Source organism: Corynebacterium sp. MSK150 (assembly GCF_030229215.1).
Lineage (GTDB): Bacteria > Actinomycetota > Actinomycetes > Mycobacteriales > Mycobacteriaceae > Corynebacterium.
The window spans coordinates 45,613-60,329 of sequence record NZ_JASPHM010000005.1 but is presented as its reverse complement, the minus strand read 5'-3'; the positions used below and the strand labels follow the sequence as shown (position 1 = coordinate 60,329).

The window sequence follows — 14,717 nt, the reverse complement described above, 5'->3', positions numbered from 1 at the left end:
CATGAGCACTGACACCGTCGCGCAAGCGCGTTTAGGAGATAAAATCCTCACTGCGGTGGCGGTGCTCATTGCGCTGTTTTATGTGATTTCTGCCGCGAAGAATCCCAGCATAATTGAGAGTATTCAGGCAGGTCTATCGTTGCTATTCCTGCCATTTATGTGGGTCTGGCGGAGCCGTCCCGTGCTCAGCGCCACGGGCTTTATTGTGCTGCTCGCGGCATGGGCCGTGGCTTGGATGAGCCAGCTGCCCACCAATCTAGGGCTTACCCCCTGGGCCCTGACTGCACCCATGGCGGTGTATGCCACCTCCCGCTATGTCACGCGCCGCGTTATTCCCCGCACGGTACTGGCTCTAACGATTCTTGGCTCCTTCATTTCGCCAATCATGTGGCGCATAGATCCGGAGTCTTTCGTTTTGCATTACCAACTGGACCGCCGCTACTTGGCCATGTTGGTCGTGCACTGGGCTGTTTTGGGCACCACCTACTTCGCCGCCGCACGCTACTTCGACTTGGCACGCCAGCGCGAGCGCCTAGCCCAAAAGCGTTTCCACCAAGCCCAAGAGGAAGAGCGATTGCTCATCGCACGAGAGTTGCATGATGTTCTGGCCCATTCCCTAACTTTGATAAAGGTTCAGGCGAATGCTGGAATCATTGCCGGGCGATCAGACGCTAAAGCTGCCGAGGAAGCGCTGGCCAGCATTCGCGATGGTGCAGATTCTGCGTTGGAAGAGGTACGCGGCATCGTCACGGCACTGCGCAGCACTGGTCCCACCACACTGAAGCCAACCACGCAGTTAGAGCACATCGAGGGAATCATCGATGGCTTCCGCGCGGCAGGCTTGGACATTTCGGCCCGCCTGCCGCAAAATTGCGAAGTTCCAGCACTCACGCAGTTGGCACTGGTGCGCATCATTTCTGAAGGCCTAACTAATGCGTTGCGGCATCAAGGAGCCGGTACACGGGTGGAAGTAGAGCTAGTGCTAGCCGACGTCGCCCAGATCGCCCTTAAATCTACCAACCCCTCCCCAACTGCCAGCCAAGTGCCCGGCAGCGGTGTGGGTCTTGTTGGCATTGCAGAACGCGCTCACGCTTTGGGTGGAAATCTAGAAACCCGGGGCGATGCCAAAAAGTTCATCGTGCGCGCCGAGCTACCGTTGCAGAAGGAAAGCCGTGTCTAAGATTCGTGTCCTGCTCGCCGATGACCAAGCGATGCTTGTTGCCGCATTGTCTACCATCCTTAACGCACAGGATGATATTGAGGTCGTGGCCACCGCCAATACCGGCTCAGATGCCGTCACCGCGGCGATGAGCCACCGCATTGATGTAGCCATCCTGGATATCCGAATGCCGGGAATGGACGGTATCGCCGCGGCCCAAGCAATCCTTTCTCGCGTCCCTGACTGCCGCGTCATCATGCTCACCACGTTTAATGAAGACGATTTGGTGGCTCAATCTATCGCCGCTGGCGCACATGGATTTCTGCTCAAAGATGCCGATCCGGAGGTGCTGGCGGGGGCTGTCCGGGACGTCGCCAAGGGCGCATCGGTACTGGCTGCTCAGGTAACTGGACCGGTCCTGGAGACCTACCGCACCGCCCTTACCCGTGGACAATTGAGCGCGCAGGAACGCCAAGGGCTTAGCCTGGTTACCCGGCGCGAGATGGAGGTACTTTCGCTCATCGCCCGCGGGGCCACGAATTCTGAAATCGCCGCCGAGATGGTCATCGCTGACACGACGGTAAAGACACATGTCTCGGCGCTACTTTCCAAGCTTGCCGCACGCGACCGAGTGGCGCTAGTTTTGCTGGCTCAGCGCGCTGGAATTGCCTAGTCTCCTACTACGGTAGGAGATGTTCGCTGCAAAGTCCGTCTTGTGGGCGGAAGATATTCGCGTCCCAGCGCGCGAGACTACGCAGTATGAATTATGAAGTCTCCTTTGAACACGTCTCCAAGTCTTTTGGGCCTCACATGGTTTTGCGCGACGTAGATTTTCGCATCGCGCCTGGTCGCGTCCACGCCTTATTGGGACGCAATGGCGCCGGAAAATCTACGCTCTTTTCGATCTTTTTAGGCCTGCTCTCCGCCGATTCCGGGATGGTTAAAGTAGATGGCGTTCCCTGGTCTCGTGAAGTCCTCGACCACGTTGGTGCCTCCGTCAACGGCCCTGCCTTTTACGCGCATCTCTCTGCTGCAGCCAATCTTCGCGTACATACTAGATTGCTCGGGCTGCCGGAGGCTGAGGTCGACCGCGTGCTCTCCATCGCCGGTCTCAGCGAAGTTGGTTCCAAAAAGGCAAAGTCTTTTTCTACCGGTATGAAGGCACGCCTCGCCTTGGCCCAGGCTCTCCTAGGCGATCCAGAAATCCTTGTGCTGGATGAACCACAAAATGGCCTTGATCCGCAAGGCATTGTAGAACTGCGGCACCTCTTGCAAAAGCTTGCTTCTGTCGGCCACACCGTAATCGTGAGCTCACATCAGCTCGGCGAGATTGTCCATCTAGCCCAAGACATCACCATCCTTGCTGAGGGTTCCATTCGCTATTCCGGCGCACTGGAGAACTTGGCTCCTAGTGGTCAACTTGAAGCAGAATTTTTCCGCCTGACGTCTCCGGATGGTGAGCGCCATGTTTAAGCGCTACCTTTCCGCCGAGCTCCTGCGCAGCCGCGGTAGCGCGCTGCAATGGCTCCCGCTCCTAGCCATACCGCTCGTGGTGATGACCGTACTATTTTCCTCCTTTGCTTCTTCCGCGAAGGACGCTACTGGCGTCTTAGGATGGCAGTCCATGTTCATCACGGGCATGTATGCACCTCTCATTGCGCTTTTTGCCACTATTCCCGAACACCGAGAGGCCCGTACCCGGAGCGGCGGTACGCTGTGGCGGAAAGTCAATCCTCACTATGAACAGGCATCCCGCTTTCTTGTCATACTCGCCAGCCTTGCGGCCTTCCATCTCCTGAATTTCGGAGTTTCCTGGGCAGTGGTCGCACTTCAAGGACGAGCGAACCATCAACTGCTACTAGTAGCTGGAGTCTATTCCTTCCTGGGCGCCATCGGTATCGCCGGTCTCGCTGCAGCGAGTGCACGTCGTTGTGGTCTTGCCGCCGCGCTCGTTGCAGGTATTGTCTGGCAGGTAGTTAGTGTTTTACCGAGCATTGTCGAAGGCAATGCGTGGTGGGCTTTCCCGCCAGCATGGCCGCTGCGGCTATTACTTCCTGCACTGCGCATTCATCAGAATTCCGTTCCTCTCGATCCGGGAGATCCGCTGCTGCATGAAAGTCCATTGCCCGCTGCGGTGCTATGTCTCCTATTGGCGGTAGTCGGTGCCTGCGCCGCAATCCTTACTCCTCGCCGCATACGACCTCTTTCTCTGCTCCGCCGCGCGGAGGCACCTGCTACTACTGCCGCACCAACTACCGCTGCTGGAACTTGGACCCCCGCAGTTATACCTCGTGCCGCCGCTCGTTCCCGGCTTTTGGGCGCGGTGCGCGGACTTCATCGTGCCGCTTTGAGCCCCGCACTCATCGCCTGCCTAGCTTTAACCGCACTGGCTCTGGTTTTCCTCTCCGCTATCTACTCGCCTAGCTATGTAGAAGGGTTCTTCCTCTTCTTATTGCTACCGGTAGGTGCGGGGATCCTTCCCGTGATGGTGTGGCCCCTTCTCGCGCCCTCGTGGCCTCTCAGTTATATTGAGTCGCGCTATAGCCCAATCGCACTCCTTTTGTGGCTACTTGGCACTGTTGTGCTCGTGTGTTCTGCCGCATCGCTCGCGATGGTCTGCTCTGGTGGTTCTGCCACGGCCGCAGCAGCACAGTTGCCTCTGGCTGTGGGGGTGGGCTTTGCCATCACAGTAGTTTCCCTAGTTATCGTGCTGCTTTTCGGTATTTTGAGCGCGCTCGCCTTCACTATCGTAGGCACGATAGTCTCCGTAACCCTCGGCGGTGATGTACTAGCCAAGACCTTCTTGTGGCTCCTTGCCTTTCCAGTGTGGCCGATGAATGCCGATTCTCCTGGACGCTACACCGTCGCGGCGCTTTTGACGTTGTTGATTGCTGTCGCTGGTTCATGGGCATCCGCACGGTTACTACGGACTACTGCTCTGCGGCCCACAGGGTAGAAACGCTACAAAGCAGCCACGATATCCGGCACTTCGGTCCGTTTTGAGTCAACAACGCGGCCGCAATATCGGCCCAGCACCGGAACACAAGGATAAAACGGCAAAAGCCCGCGGAAACCGCGGGCTAGAGCTAGGTGAACTTAGAGCTCAGAAGGAGATACGCGCTTCGGCAGAACAACCGGGCGGGTGTGCGCCAGCTCTTCTACGATGCGTACTACCTGGTTGGAGTAACCATACTCGTTGTCATACCACACGTACAGCACCAGGTGCTTGCCGGAGGCGATGGTAGCAACGCCGTCGACGATGCCGGCGTGGGTATTGCCGATGAAGTCAGAGGAAACAACCTCTGGAGAGGCAATGTAGGAAATCTGCTGGCGCAGGTCGGAGTGCAAAGAGACATTGCGCAGGAAGTCGTTGACCTCATCGCGCTCTACTTCCTTGGACAGCTCGAGGTTGAGCACGGCCATGGACACGTCCGGGGTAGGAACGCGGATGGCGTTGCCGGTGAGCTTGCCCTCAAATTCCGGCAGAGCCTTAGCCACAGCCTTGGCTGCGCCGGTAGCGGTAAGCACCATGTTCAGGCCTGCAGCGCGGCCGCGACGATCGCCCTTGTGGTAGTTATCGATGAGGTTCTGGTCATTGGTGAATGAGTGCGCGGTCTCCACGTGGCCGTGGTTTACACCGTAGCGGTCATTGATGACCTTGAGAACAGGGGTAATGCCGTTGGTGGTGCAGGATGCAGCGGAGAGAATCTGATCCTCATCGCTGATGTTGTCGTTATTGATGCCGTAGACGATGTTCTTGATATCGCCCTTGCCCGGTGCGGTCAGCAGCACGCGGGAGATGCCCTTGGCCTTGAGGTGCTGAGACAGACCCTCGCGGTCGCGCCATGCGCCAGTGTTGTCCACCAAGATGGCGTTATTGATGCCATAGGAGGTGTAATCGATCTCGGCGGGATCATTGGCATAGATCATCTGGATCTTGGTGCCGTTAGCCCAGATAACCTCGTTTTCCTCGTCCACAGAGATGGTGCCGTTGAACGCACCGTGAACGGAATCGCGGCGCAGCAAGGAAGCGCGCTTGAGAATGTCACCGTCGCCCTTCTTGCGCAGGACGATGCCGCGCAGGCGAACGCCACCGTATGCTGCCTCGCGGGCGACGAGCAGGCGGGCCAGCAGACGTCCGATGCGGCCGAAGCCGTAAAGGACGACGTCAGTGGTCTCTAGGTCAACGCCAGCACCGACGATCTCGCACAGCTCGCCTTCCAAGTACATGCGGAGGTTTTCCTCGTTGGATTCTTCCCACCCCAGGACCAAGCGGCCGAGGTCCACACTAGCGGCACCCAGATTCATGTCTGCCAATTCCACCAGGATAGGCAGGGTCTCCGCCGTGGACAGGTGGCGCTGCGCAATGCGGCGGCCGTAGCGATGAGACTTGATGATGTCGATATCGGTCTGTCCCACCAGTGGGCGGCCGAAGATGGTGGTGACAACGTTATTGTTGCGGTGCAGCTGGTGGATGAGCGGAATCATCTGCTGCGCCAGCTCGAGGCGCTCGTTCCAATCATCATGGCCAACATGTGCGTTCGCAGTCACGTAATTCATTCCTTTTCTGTCACGGGGGTGGCATTAAATCTTCAAACATAAATATTAGCGCTTACTAGTGTGGGTTTTGGCATAGATCGTTCAGGATGTTGGCCACAGTACCCCCGTTAATTTTTGCCACGTCGGTACCTACGAGGCAGTAAGCTACGGCATCATCGTGCTGCGCACGGCGTTCCTTAAGCACAGGGTTCAAGAGCGGATAAACCGGTGGAAGGTTGGGGTGACTGCGGGTGTACTGAGTTTCTAGTCCACGAGCAAAGCGGCCCGAGAAAGCACGGGTAGACACGGTCTGCCCACCACGGCGCAGTAGCTGCCGGTTGTAGTCACTCGTTCCCGCCTCTTCAGTGAGCAAAAATGCGGAACCACAGGAACATGCGGCGACGCCATCCCAGGACATAGCGGTGGCTATATCGTCTGCAGTGCGCAGGCCGCCAGCGGCGATTAGAGGAAGTTCAGGGGCTGCGGTATGCACGTCGGACACCAATTCCTCCAAGTCCCGGGAATCGGGTGTCTCGGCTAAGTCCCAGGTTCCGCGATGGCCGCCGGCGGCTGGGCCTTGGACGCAGAGCACGTCGACGCCCCGACGTGCGGCGGCGGTTGCCTCAGCAGGGGTGGTGACGGTGGTCCAGGCCTCTGCGCCCGCGGCGTGGATTCGCTCTATCTGTTCGGGTGTGAAGGTGCCAAACATAGACCACACCACGCGGGCACCGCCGCGCAACGCTAGGTCCAGCTTCTCTGCAAAGCCAAAGGAGTAATCGGGATCAGGCAGTGGCTGGTTTTCTGCTTGCGCCAGCTCGCGTGCGGCGGCACGTTGCACCCCGGAAAGCGGCTGTTGTGGGCAAAAGAGGTTTACTCCAAACGGAATACCGGCACACTGGTCAATCTGTGTGCGGGCAGTATCTATGCTCGCAGAGCCCACACCTAAGGCGCCAAAAGAGCCGGCGGCATGGGCGGCGCGCACTAGTTCCGGGGTGGTGGGCCCGCCGGCCATGGGCGCGGGGATTACGCTACGGGAAAGGGAGCTTATAACCTGACTCATAGCACCCCACCTTACTGAGAGAGGAAGCTAGTGCAGTGGCACCTTTAGGAGATTTTTTCGCGCGGTTCTTTGGCTCGAAGAATAAACCCACACCAGGCCTCAATCCGGACGAGCTAGAGGCGGAGTGGCTTATTGTGGGCCTGGGCAATCCCGGCGCGAAGTATGTCGCTACCCGCCACAATGTGGGCTATATGGCCATCGATGATCTGTTAGCCGCAGGCGGAGACGTGCTTGAGCCGGTCCGTGGGATGGATGTGCAGGTCGCGCCGCTTAGCTGGGCGGGACAGAAAGTACTTGCCGTGCGTTCAGGCACGTTTATGAATCTTTCTGGCGATCCAGTAGCGCCGCTGGCACAGGAGCTAGGCATCGCCCCAGATCACGTCATTGTTCTCCACGATGAGCTGGACCTTCCGGCCAATAAGATCCGGATCAAGCAGGGTGGAAATGAAAACGGGCACAACGGCCTCAAGTCGCTCACCGAGCGCTTAGGCACCCGCGACTATCTGCGCGTGCGCATTGGTATTGCCCGGCCGCCCAAGGGCTCGTCCATTCCGGATTACGTATTGGGCCCCGTGGATGCGGGCGCAGGCTTTGATGACGCCATCGCCACCGCGGCCGAGGCCGCCCGCCTCATCGTGACGGATGGGCTAGGCAAGGCCCAAAACCAGATCCACTCGCGCTAGCACTGGGAGAATTTTTCTAGTGCCTTGGGGCTGCCGGCGGCGACGATGAAATCGGTGGGGGTGAGCTCGGTGGCGTCGGCAAGCGGGGCCCACTCCCCTTCCGCACGGCGCACAGAGACCAATTGCACGCGGTGCGTGCGCCAGATGGCAGAAAGGTCGAGCGGCCGGCCCACCAATGAGCTAGGCACGGCCATCTGGGTCACGCCATAATCGGTGGCAATCTCCGCAAAATCACGGAAACGCCCGCCCAACAGGTAAGCCACGCGGCGGCCGGTATCACGCTCTGGCCGGATGACATGGTGGGTGCCAATCTGGCTGAGAATACGCGCGTGTGCCTCAGAATCAGCCTTGGCCCAGATGTCTTTGACCCCCAACTCCACCAGATTGGACGCGGTGAGGATGGAATCTTCCAAGTGGGAGCCGATGGCGACGATGACGCGCTCGACCTCCTCCACGCCCAGCTGGCGCAAGGCCTCTGGGTCGGTGGTATCGGCTGCAATGGTCTCGGTGAGGTAGGGCGCTTCTTCGCGCACGCGCTTTTCGTTGGAGTCGATGCCGAGGACCTCAACCCCATTGGCCATCAGCTCATGAGCAAGCGAGGAGCCAAATCGGCCTAATCCAATAACGACGACGGGTGGAATATCAATGCCGGCGCGGGTGCGTCCCAGCGCCTTGAGAATATTAGCCAAGGAACGGCCTTTCTTCGGGGAAGCTATAGCGCCGGCTGACGGATTTCGCCGCCAGCGCTGCTACCAAGGTGGTTGGGCCAACGCGGCCCAAGTACATGATGAGGCACAGCACTATCTGCGAGGGCGCAGACAGGCTTGCGGTAATTCCGGTGGACAAGCCCACAGTAGCGAAAGCAGAAAGAACTTCGAAGGAGACTTGATCACCGCTAAACTCCGGATCAAAAAAGCGCAGCGCCGCCACGCCCAGTGTGACCACCATGACTCCGGCAAAGCTCAGGGCTAGGGCCTGGCGGGTCACCGAACGCGGAAGGCTGCGGTGGCCAATGGTGGTGGTTTCCCGGCCCGAAAACTCCGCGGCCATGGCAGCCAAGAGCACGCAGGCGGTGGTGACCTTGATGCCGCCGGCCGTACCGGCCGAGCCACCACCGATGAACATCAAAATGTCGGTGCCCATCAGAGTAATGGGATGTGCCTGGCCATAATCGATGGCGTTAAAGCCCGCCGTGCGCGGGGACGCGCTGGCAAAGAAAGAGTTGAGCAGCTTATCCCCCAGCGACATCGAGGATAAAAGCCCGGTCCATTCCATGCACGCGAAAAAGACGCCGCCGGCGATCAAGAGCACGGTCGTGGCCGCTAGGGTCATGCGGGCGGTAATGGAAATGCGGTGGACCACAAGGCGATCGCGGCGTACCAACCGCACCAGCTCCGCCCACACCGGAAAACCTAAACCGCCACCGATTAAGGCGGCGGCCAAAGGCAGCAAAATCCAGGCATCAGAAACAAAGGGCACCAGGTTATCGCTATTGGTACTGAAGCCGGCATTGTTAAATGCAGATACCGCATGGAAGATACCTTCCCACACCGCTCGCGGAAAGGAGTGCCCATAGCCAATCATCAAACGTGCGGCCACAATGACAGCGATGATGGTCTCAGCCACCGCGGTAAAGACGAAGGTAAAAATCAGCGTCTTGCGGATTCCACCGGGGGCAATGGGGCGCCCCTCATAGGCACCGGTTTTGCGCGCCTTGAAGCTAATCCGGCCAGTAAATAGCAGGCCGGATAGCGAGGCGAGCGACATGATGCCCAGGCCGCCTAGTTGGATCAGCGCCAAGATGATGACCTGCCCGGCCGGGCTCCAAAAGCTGCCGGTATCCACCACGATAAGCCCGGTAAGCGAGACCGCAGACGTAGCGGTAAACAGGGCAGACAGGAAGGAAGCGCGGGCGGTGCCGGCCTCAGCGAACGGCAGCATAAGCAAAACCGTTCCCACCAGAATCAGCACGAGGAAGCCAGCCGCGGTCAAACGCGCCGGGCCCCACTGCCGTATGGAAAGCAAGTGTTTCACCAGCGGAAGTATAGACCTGCTTAAGGCGCAGGGAAACTGCTGGCCGGCGCTGCCCTCGGTGGGTGGTTAGGATTGGTGCTATGACTTCGCCAAATAGCACTGCCAAGACCATTGTGATTACCGGCGCATCCGGCGGGTTGGGGGCCGCGGCTGCTCGTCAGTTGCACCGCACCCGGCCACAAGACAACCTGGTTATCGTCGGCCGCAATCCGGAAAAGACCCGCGCGGTGGCCGAGGAAGTCGAAGGCCAGTACTTCCTGGCGGACTTCGAATCCCTAGGCCAAGTTCGCCGCTTGGCACAGGATTTGGAAGGCCTAGAGCATATCCACGCCCTGGGTAATAATGCCGGCGGCATTTTTGATGGCCCGTCTACCACCGCCGATGGATTTGAGCGCACCTGGCAGGTCAACGTGGTGGCGCCTTTCCTGTTGACCTCGCTGCTACGGGACAAGCTGCGCGCGGATAACGCAAACGTGGTCCAGACGGCTTCGCTAGCTAATTTCCTCATGTCCAACTTTGACCTGAACGATCCCAATACGCTGGAGCACTTCAGCCCCGAGCGCGCCTACGGCAATGCCAAGCTGGGCGATATCCTGCTCACCCGTTATTTTGATGCCCACGGGCTTTCCGCGGTCTCCTTCCACCCTGGCGTGCTTGCCACTGACTTTTCCAAGTCCTCTACCGGCATGATGTCCAAGATGTATTCCGGGCTGATTGGCAAGACCTTTGGCAAGCCTGCCGAAGGCGGCGATAACCTCGCCTACTTTTTGACGGGCACCGAGGGAATCCACTTTGAATCCGGCGAATACTACAACGACAAGCGCAAACTTGGCCTGCAGCGCCCCATCGCGAAGAAGCTGTCGGTGGCTCGCCGCGTCTTTGATGATTTGGGGCGCCGCCTCAATGTGGAGTGGTAGCGCGAAACCACTAGACTATGCCGCATGAGTTCTGTCGCTTCTGAGGCCTCGCGCCGCCGCACGTTTGCCGTTATCGCCCACCCGGATGCTGGTAAGTCCACGCTGACGGAGGCGCTGGCGCTGCACGCACACGTTATTAATGAGGCCGGCGCGGTCCACGGCAAGGGCAACCGCAAGTCCACCGTGTCTGACTGGATGGATATGGAAAAGGACCGTGGCATTTCCGTGGCTTCCTCGGCGCTGCAGTTCGAGTATGCGCCGGAGGGCCACGAAGGCGAGCCCTACATGATTAACCTGGTTGATACCCCGGGCCACGCGGACTTCTCAGAGGATACCTACCGCGTGCTCACCGCGGTGGATGCGGCAGTCATGCTTATCGACGCCGCCAAGGGCCTCGAGCCCCAGACCCTCAAGCTCTTCCGCGTGTGCAAGGCCCGCGGCCTGCCTATCGTTACCGTCATCAATAAGTGGGACCGCGTGGGCCGCGAGCCTTTGGAGCTTGTCGACGAAATCGTCAACGAAATCCAACTGCAGCCTACCCCGCTGTACTGGCCGGTAGGCATTGCCGGTGACTTCCGCGGCCTGGCGCACATCAACGATGATGGCGAGGCCGATGAGTATATCCACTTCATCCGCACTGCCGGTGGTTCCACTATCGCCCCGGAGGAACACTTCGATCCGGATGCCGCCGGTGAGAAGGAAGAAGACGTGTGGGAGACCGCTGTCGAGGAAGCCGAGCTGCTTGCCGCCGATGGTGCCTTGCATGACCAGGAGCTTTTTGAACAGTGCGTGACCTCCCCACTCATCTTCGCTTCTGCGATGCTGAACTTTGGCGTGCACCAGATTCTGGATACCCTGTGCGCCATCGCTCCGGCTCCGCACTCGCGCGACTCCGACCCAAAGGCAGTTGAGGCTGCCACCAGCGCCATTGATGAGGTCCGCGAGATTAGCGATGACTTCTCTGGCGTCGTCTTCAAGGTCCAGGCCGGCATGGACCAAAAGCACCGTGATAATCTCGCCTTTATGCGCGTGGTCTCCGGTGAATTCGAGCGCGGCATGCAGGTCAACCACGCCCAATCCGGCCGCAGCTTTTCCACCAAGTACGCCCTGACTGTCTTTGGCCGCACGCGCGATACCGTGGACACCGCCTATCCGGGCGATATCGTGGGTTTGGTAAACGCTGGCTCGCTTGCCCCTGGCGACACCATCTATTCCGGCAAGAAGGTGCAATTCAAGCCCATGCCGCAGTTCGCGCCGGAGGCCTTCCGCATTCTGCGCGCGAAGTCGCTGGGCAAGTACAAGGCCTTCCGTAAGGGCCTGGAGCAGCTAGCGGCCGAGGGCGTGGTCCAGATTCTCAAGAACGAGGCGCGTGGCGATGCCTCCCCGGTCATGGCGGCAGTGGGCCCCATGCAGTTCGAGGTCATGCAGGCCCGCATGGAGTTCGAATACAACGTGGAAACCGTCACCGAGCCTATTCCTTATTCCGTGGCTCGCCGCACCGATGCCGAATCCGCCCCAGAGCTCGGCCGTCAGCGTGGCGTGGAAATCTTTACCCGCCAAGATGGCGAGCTCATCGCGCTCTTTGGTGATAAGTGGAAGCTCGCCTTCATTGAGAAGGAACACCCGGAGCTGACCATGGAAACGCTTGTGGCGGATTAGACACCACACAGCTTCACACGGCAGAGAAAAAGGCCGCTTCCCGTTCTAGGAAGCGGCCTTTCCGTTGCGTGTTAGACCATCAACATCACAGGGACAACGGCAATCTTGACCACCTGCGCCACCACAATGGTGGCCGCATAACCGGTCATGATGCGCGAGTCGGAGCTCAGCCCCGTGGCGTAGTTGACCACGGCCGGCTGAGCGAAGATACCAGAGAGTCCGCCGGAGGTACGGGTTTCGGACTGACCCATGAAGCGATTCGCTACAGCGAATAGGACCGCAACCACCACGGTGACAATAGCGGCGAGGATCATGCACTTCAGACCCATCCAGGAGAAGGCGGTGGACAAGAATGCCTCGCCGGATGAGAGGCCCACAGACGCCAAGAAGATGACGAGGCCCCACTGCTGGAATGCAGTATTGATGGAGGCCGGCACCTGCCACGGAATGCGGCGGGTACGGTGCAGCGCACCGAGGATAAGGCCCGTAATCAGCGGGCCAAGCGCGAAGCCCAGCTCGAAGGAGGCGCCACCCGGCATCGGAACCACAACCTGGCCCAGCAGGTAGCCCAAGAAGAGGCCACCGCCTAGGGCCACCCAGTTCAGCTCGGAGTAGGACTTAATAGAGTCACCGAAGTAATCCTGGATATCCCCCAAGCGGTCAAACTTCACGATGAGCTCCAGCATATCGCCAGAAGCCAAGTGGGTTTCATTATTGGCCAAGAATTCCTCATCGCCGCGCTGCACGCGCACGATGCGACCGCCATAGCGAGAGAACAGGTTCAGCTCCTCCACTGTGCGGCCGGCGATATCTTGGTTAGAAATAGCCACGGTTTCGATGACCAGGCGCTTATCTACGAACGGAGTTTGCGGCTGACGCTTGCCCAGCATTTGGGTCAGTTCACGGGCCTTAGCCTTGGTGACCATAACGCGCAGGATATCGCCCTTGTGCAATTCGGGGCGATCGCCGGCAACCCGGACCTTATTACCGCGGCGAATGGTAGCGATAACAAAGTGATCCTTGAACTGTTCTTCCAAGTCATCGTAGTTCACGTCTTTGGTAACGCGAATGGTGCGGGAGCGGAAGATCTTGGAGGCAGAATTGTCCTTATCGTGCTTGGCGGGCCAATTCTGCTTGAGCAGGAATGCCACAACCAAAATGGCCACCGCCACACCCACGGGATAGCCCAGCGAGTAGCCCACGGCGGGTAGCTCTTCACCAGTTTGTTGCTGGGCAACGGCCAGCGACGGCGTCGAGGTCGTGGCACCGGCGAATACGCCAACGGAAGCCAAGGTATCCAACCCGAGCATGCCACCAAAGAGGAGGGCTGCGCCCGCGGCCACCACAATCGCAATGGCTGCGGTGAGCATGTGCTTCATCTGCTTGGAAAAGCCCTTGAAGAAGCGCTCACCGGCGGACAGGCCTTGCATATAAATAAAGAGTCCCAAGCCCAGCTCTTGTAGGGAGCTTAAGATGTCTTTATCTAGGTCAATAAACGAGCCGAAGGCCAAGCCCACAAACAGCGTGCCCGCCGCGCCAAAGCGCAGCGGACCGAAGGGGATCATGCCAAATAGCGTGCCGAGCAGCACTATGAAAAAGATGCTCAGCCATATATTTCCATCAAAAATTGCTAACACGCTGGAGTATTTTAGGCATTTTCCCCCAAAGTGCCACGTGAAAGGCACATTCTTTAACGACCACCAATGGCATCGCTACTGCTTAGACCCTTTTCGTCAGGGGCCACCCACCCCCAGCAGCGGCACATCTCACAGCAAACGCACATAGTGAACTAATCGAGGAGAAACTCCTTCCACCGTGGCCACTCCGTATAGGTCTGGGCTTTCCCCGCCTGATAGTTCGCCCGCAGCTTGTGTACGTTGCGTTCAGTGGAGGTCACCTGCATATCTTCCGGGAAAAATAATTGCGCTTTGCCTTGGCGCTCCAACTCCAAAAGCCGGTCTTTGGCCGCGTTATAGAGGGCGGGGCGGGCTATGAGGGCGTCGGCAATAGCGGGGTACCTGCGGAAGACGCGGCGGACAAAGGCTGGGCGCGCCACCTCAGGGCGCACATACCCACGCGGCTTAGTACCGATAAACAGAAACCTCTCGTATCCGGCCTCTTCTGCCTGCGCAATGGTAATGCCACCGGAAGAGCCCAAAGCACCGTCCACGTACGGCGCGCCGTCGATAAATCGCATCGGCATAATCAACGGCAGCGTGGAGGAAGCGCGCACACGCACAAAGAGATCCTCGGGGGTATGCACGTCCTCGCGCGTCCAGTAAACGGACTCGCCAGTATCGGCGCGCGCTGCAGCGAGCACCATATCGGCCGGATGCTCGCGGTAAGCCTGCCAATCAAAGGGCAAATCCTTGTCCGCGGCGCGCTCATAGATGTACTCAGCATTGAAATACCCGCTACCACGCACCAGCGAACCCACGCCGCCGAAGCTGGGGCTTTGAGCAAAGTCCGTAAAAGACTCTTCTGCGCGCCAGGCATCGCGCGACAAGTAATTAACGGTGTGCGATGCCCCGGCGGATACCCCGCCTACCCAGCCAAAGTCCACGCCCTCTTCGATGAGCTTGACCATACAGGCAGCCGTATAGGAATTGCGCATGCCGCCGCCTTCAATAACAAGTGCGGTGTTGCTGGCGTCAATCATGGTGCCC

At 59.0% G+C, this 14,717-nt stretch carries 13 protein-coding genes; 7 read left to right on the top strand and 6 right to left on the bottom strand.

Translation table 11 applies throughout. The annotated features are described in order from the left end of the window. Position 1 precedes the first annotated feature (1 nt). From QP941_RS04495 to QP941_RS04480, 4 genes are all read left to right on the top strand, one after another. Positions 2-1,180: a sensor histidine kinase gene (locus tag QP941_RS04495; protein WP_284868155.1), complete on the top strand. Its 1,179-nt coding sequence runs from the start codon at positions 2-4 to the stop codon at positions 1,178-1,180. Then, entirely contained in the window at positions 1,173-1,832 is a 660-nt protein-coding gene (locus QP941_RS04490) for a response regulator transcription factor (RefSeq protein WP_284844097.1), read from the top strand. Before QP941_RS04495 ends, QP941_RS04490 begins: the two co-directional genes overlap by 8 nt. An 86-nt stretch (positions 1,833-1,918) precedes the next feature. Continuing rightward, entirely contained in the window at positions 1,919-2,632 is a 714-nt protein-coding gene (locus QP941_RS04485) for an ATP-binding cassette domain-containing protein (RefSeq protein ID WP_284844098.1), read from the top strand. Then, positions 2,625-4,115: an ABC-2 family transporter permease gene (locus tag QP941_RS04480; protein ID WP_284868154.1), complete on the top strand. Its 1,491-nt coding sequence runs from the start codon at positions 2,625-2,627 to the stop codon at positions 4,113-4,115. The genes QP941_RS04485 and QP941_RS04480 overlap by 8 nt, the downstream gene beginning before the upstream one ends. Before the next feature lie 140 nt (positions 4,116-4,255). Here the strand turns inward: QP941_RS04480 and QP941_RS04475 are convergent, their stop codons facing one another. Further along, positions 4,256-5,710 carry a glyceraldehyde-3-phosphate dehydrogenase gene (locus tag QP941_RS04475; protein ID WP_371744497.1) on the bottom strand — a complete coding sequence of 485 codons (1,455 nt, stop codon included), beginning with the start codon at positions 5,708-5,710 and terminating at the stop codon, positions 4,256-4,258. Positions 5,711-5,774: 64 nt separating this feature from the next. Continuing rightward, positions 5,775-6,758: a nitronate monooxygenase gene (locus QP941_RS04470; protein WP_284868153.1), complete on the bottom strand. Its 984-nt coding sequence runs from the start codon at positions 6,756-6,758 to the stop codon at positions 5,775-5,777. A gap of 35 nt (positions 6,759-6,793) precedes the next feature. Here QP941_RS04470 and pth point away from each other — a divergent pair, with 35 nt between their 5' ends. After that, complete coding sequence (gene pth, locus QP941_RS04465) at positions 6,794-7,441, top strand: aminoacyl-tRNA hydrolase (protein ID WP_284868152.1); 648 nt, start codon at positions 6,794-6,796, stop codon at positions 7,439-7,441. On the opposite strand, the gene QP941_RS04460 is transcribed toward pth, so the two are convergent. Then, entirely contained in the window at positions 7,438-8,130 is a 693-nt protein-coding gene (locus tag QP941_RS04460; RefSeq protein ID WP_284868151.1) for a potassium channel family protein, read from the bottom strand. The two genes, pth and QP941_RS04460, sit on opposite strands and share 4 nt — an antisense overlap. Then, positions 8,123-9,475 carry a TrkH family potassium uptake protein gene (locus tag QP941_RS04455; protein WP_284868150.1) on the bottom strand — a complete coding sequence of 451 codons (1,353 nt, stop codon included), beginning with the start codon at positions 9,473-9,475 and terminating at the stop codon, positions 8,123-8,125. The genes QP941_RS04460 and QP941_RS04455 overlap by 8 nt, the downstream gene beginning before the upstream one ends. Positions 9,476-9,555: 80 nt before the next feature. Between QP941_RS04455 and QP941_RS04450 the strand changes: the two genes are divergently transcribed. Continuing rightward, on the top strand, positions 9,556-10,392 hold the full coding sequence (locus QP941_RS04450; RefSeq protein WP_284868149.1) for an SDR family NAD(P)-dependent oxidoreductase: 837 nt from the start codon (positions 9,556-9,558) through the stop codon (positions 10,390-10,392). 24 nt (positions 10,393-10,416) lie between these two features. Then, positions 10,417-12,051: a peptide chain release factor 3 gene (locus tag QP941_RS04445; protein WP_284868148.1), complete on the top strand. Its 1,635-nt coding sequence runs from the start codon at positions 10,417-10,419 to the stop codon at positions 12,049-12,051. 71 nt (positions 12,052-12,122) lie between these two features. Here QP941_RS04445 and QP941_RS04440 read toward each other — a convergent pair whose 3' ends face one another. Together QP941_RS04440 and QP941_RS04435 are read right to left on the bottom strand one after the other, a co-directional pair. Beyond that, entirely contained in the window at positions 12,123-13,688 is a 1,566-nt protein-coding gene (locus tag QP941_RS04440) for an aspartate-alanine antiporter-like transporter (RefSeq protein ID WP_284868147.1), read from the bottom strand. A gap of 152 nt (positions 13,689-13,840) precedes the next feature. Then, a complete protein-coding gene (locus QP941_RS04435; protein WP_284868146.1) occupies positions 13,841-14,710 on the bottom strand; it encodes a patatin-like phospholipase family protein in 870 nt (289 codons plus the stop codon). Positions 14,711-14,717: the final 7 nt, after the last annotated feature.

Coding starts and splice junctions, on each gene's coding strand:
- QP941_RS04435 (WP_284868146.1), bottom strand. CDS start 14,710: ATGATTGACGCCAGCAACACCGCACTTGTTATTGAAGGCGGCGGCATG.
- QP941_RS04445 (WP_284868148.1), top strand. CDS start 10,417: ATGAGTTCTGTCGCTTCTGAGGCCTCGCGCCGCCGCACGTTTGCCGTT.
- QP941_RS04495 (WP_284868155.1), top strand. CDS start 2: ATGAGCACTGACACCGTCGCGCAAGCGCGTTTAGGAGATAAAATCCTC.
- QP941_RS04470 (WP_284868153.1), bottom strand. CDS start 6,758: ATGAGTCAGGTTATAAGCTCCCTTTCCCGTAGCGTAATCCCCGCGCCC.
- QP941_RS04450 (WP_284868149.1), top strand. CDS start 9,556: ATGACTTCGCCAAATAGCACTGCCAAGACCATTGTGATTACCGGCGCA.
- QP941_RS04485 (WP_284844098.1), top strand. CDS start 1,919: ATGAATTATGAAGTCTCCTTTGAACACGTCTCCAAGTCTTTTGGGCCT.
- QP941_RS04480 (WP_284868154.1), top strand. CDS start 2,625: ATGTTTAAGCGCTACCTTTCCGCCGAGCTCCTGCGCAGCCGCGGTAGC.